The following is a 3,011-nucleotide window of genomic DNA, read 5'->3' as shown; positions in this document are numbered from 1 at the left end:
GCCACGATAGTTAACGACACTGCGTCCGGTGCGGATTAGTTCATTCAGATTTGTTCCCGAACTGGAAGTGTAGAGCGAATCGATATAGGTCGTGCCATTTTCCAACATCCGGTTAGCAGTCCAGCGTTTGGTTGCCCGTTGGGTTTCCGATTCTTGATCGGCGCCTACTACCGCTCGATTCAACCATGTACAGGTATCTGGCAACTGCTCATAGAAGGCGGTTTTAGTTCCCTGCGTAGAAACATCGGCGACACTTGCCGCTAACATCCGACCAATCAACATATCGGGCAAGGGATCCGGCATTGAGGTCCGCCACATTGGACCATCTAACCGAACATAATTATTGTCATCGGAATAATTTCCGGGGAACGGTTGTCCACCGCTACCGCTGGAGAAAATTGTAGATGGATCGTCGGTATATGTTAATGGCGTTTCGATCTGAGAATCATCGCCTACCAGATAAACCGCATCGGGTGGATTCTGCCAAGTATTGTAGGCATTTTGAATCCAGTTCTGAATTGTCGTGACATTATTACCACCGATTTCCGTTAGTGTGGCAACCCGTACTTGCCAGCCGAGCGACTTGCGCCAATTTATCCAACTGGTCAGTGGATTCGTCTGTGTTGGAACCAGTGTCGCCGGAGCAATCACCAGAATTTGCGGTGGTAAAAAGATGTTATTGTTCGGGGTAACGTCGTTAAAATTGGGCACAAAAGTATGATAGAGTGGAGAAAACACCGTCGAAATGCCGCGAGTTAGAACACTCGGAGAATTCGTATCGACTGCAAAAGAAATTGTAATAGTTCCGGTTGTGACGTTCCCTTCCGCAAGTGCGGGAGTTAACATCTGCACATTGATCGGAACCATCCAGAGGTCACGCATACAGTGCGGATCGCCAAGAAAGACTGTGCCGTTTTGGGGAAAACCAGTAACACGAGTGAGCGAGGGACGTTTACCGCGAGGAACAGCGACCCAACATGCTGCACATAGTTCATCCACCGAGGGGTTTTCACGCTGCAAGTATCGTAAATAAGGGGCATTTACATTGGAGGCATTCCAACGCAACCGGATACTATCGGTACTCGAATACTCGACCGAAAAACCTTCGTCCAAGCCCTGCCAACGGCTTGCCGATGCAATCGTAACGGCGCTCAACAGGAAAATGAGCGCTATAAAACGCAGGTAAGACCTCTTCATACTCGCCTCCGTGTTAGCCGTTCATAAGCATGATTGGAGTATGTTTCGGCTTTTCATTTGCGGAATTGGGTTCCCATGCCTCGATTTCCGCAACTAAAACGTCGACAATCTCTTCCTCTTTAATTTTCCGGACAACTTCTCCGTTTCTAAACAATAAGCCTGAACCCTTGCCACATGCAACCCCAATGTCAGCTTCTCGCGATTCTCCTGGACCATTTACGGCACACCCCATTAAGGCTACGTTGATCGACTTGCGAATATGTGACACCCGTCGCTCCACTTCGGCGACCAATTTCACAAGATCGACCTGAATTCTACCACAGGTCGGACAAGCGATTATGTTAACGCCGTCGTTGTAAAGGTTTAGCGAGCGAAGTATCGAAAATCCGGTTTTTATCTCCTCTACAACGTCCGCGGTAAGGCTCACCCGGATCGTATCACCGATACCATCAGCGAGCAGCGTTCCGATGCCTATCGCCGATTTCACCGTACCAGCACCTACTGGGCCGGCTTCCGTGACTCCCAAGTGGAGGGGATAATCGGATAGCGCCGCAAAGCCGCGATATGCTTCAATCATAAATGGGACATCGGTCGCCTTTAGCGAAAAGACCGCGTTATGGTAGTCTTCTTCCCCCAACAGCTCCACCTGCCGCATTGCCGATTCAATCATCCCTTGAGGGGTAACTCCGTGGTATTTTTCAATTAAATCCTCTTCGAGGGAACCGCTGTTTACCCCGATGCGAATCGGAATGTTTCGCGCTTTCGCCTCACGTAATACCTCTCGGAAACGAGCGGAATCGCCAATATTCCCGGGATTAATCCGAATTTTATCGATTGCTCCAGTTTCCATCGCATCGAGCGCCATCCGGAAGTTAAAGTGAATATCCGCCACCAACGGTATCGAAATCTGTTTTTTAATTTCGGGAAGCGCAAGCACGGATTCCTTGTCGGGACCGGTTACCCGGACAATGTCGCAGCGTGCTTCTTCCAGTCGCTTTATCTGTTCGACAGTAGCTTTAACGTCGGGGGTGTGGGTCATACACATCGATTGCACAGCGACTCGATTGTCGCCACCGATGGTAATGTTTCCAATTTTGACTTCACGGGTTCGGTGTCGCGGTTTGAGCACAACGTTCCTCTCAGATATTGATTTCAATTTCGTAAAGAATCATACAAAATGAAATACGTAATGCCAACTGACGAAACACCGATGTGATCCAAATTCGATGGAATGTCCACGAACACCGGTGCAATTGAATGTTTAGAAAACTCGGAGGATTTGAAAATACTATTCGCTACCGTTGTCGCGGTTAATTAGGCGGCGCTTCAACCGTTTTACAACCAGTAAAGTACCTAAAAAGAATCGCGTAAATGGGGTATCAGGTTTTTCTTCGTCTCCCGCTGCAACATCTTCTAATGAGACAATCGGAATATCCGCTTTAGGGGGTTCATCGGGGGGGTTTAGAGTCAGCCAATCGACCTCGTAGTATCGACCTAAAGTCCGGAGAAAAGCCCGAACGTTTATTGCTGGGAGGAAACTCCGATCGCCGCTCTCTAACGCTTGGAGATGGCGTACCGGGATTTTTGTGGCTTGGTGAACATCTTCCAACGAAAGATAGCGCACTTCACGCAATCCAGGCAATTCACTTACGACTATCGGTTTCTCTTCCGGTAGGTCGGCTAAATGAAACGACAGCGGCGGTTTCTTCCGAACGGGGGTTACAGTTTTTTTTGCTGGCGTCGATTCCAGAGTTCGTTTTTTTTCGGCTCGTTGCTCGGAAGGGGGCATCTCTCCCATTTCGACTTTGAGAGTT

Annotated in this window: 3 protein-coding genes; all 3 read right to left on the bottom strand. The window is 48.9% G+C overall.

Annotated features, from left to right (window positions below):
- A partial coding sequence (locus OEM52_14690; GenBank protein ID MDK9701382.1) for a C25 family cysteine peptidase occupies positions 1 to 1,197 on the bottom strand: 1,197 nt, incomplete at its 3' end.
- 13 nt (positions 1,198 to 1,210) lie between these two features.
- Positions 1,211 to 2,326 (bottom strand): flavodoxin-dependent (E)-4-hydroxy-3-methylbut-2-enyl-diphosphate synthase, encoded by a 1,116-nt coding sequence (gene ispG / locus OEM52_14685; GenBank protein MDK9701381.1) that lies wholly within the window; start codon positions 2,324 to 2,326, stop codon positions 1,211 to 1,213.
- Positions 2,327 to 2,485: 159 nt separating this feature from the next.
- On the bottom strand, positions 2,486 to 3,011 hold a 526-nt coding region (locus tag OEM52_14680), incomplete at its 5' end, for a helix-turn-helix domain-containing protein (protein MDK9701380.1).

The sequence above is a fragment of the bacterium genome (genome assembly GCA_030247525.1).
Taxonomy (GTDB): Bacteria; Electryoneota; JAOADG01; order JAOADG01; family JAOADG01; genus JAOTSC01.
This window is presented reverse-complemented; position numbering and strand designations above follow the sequence as displayed.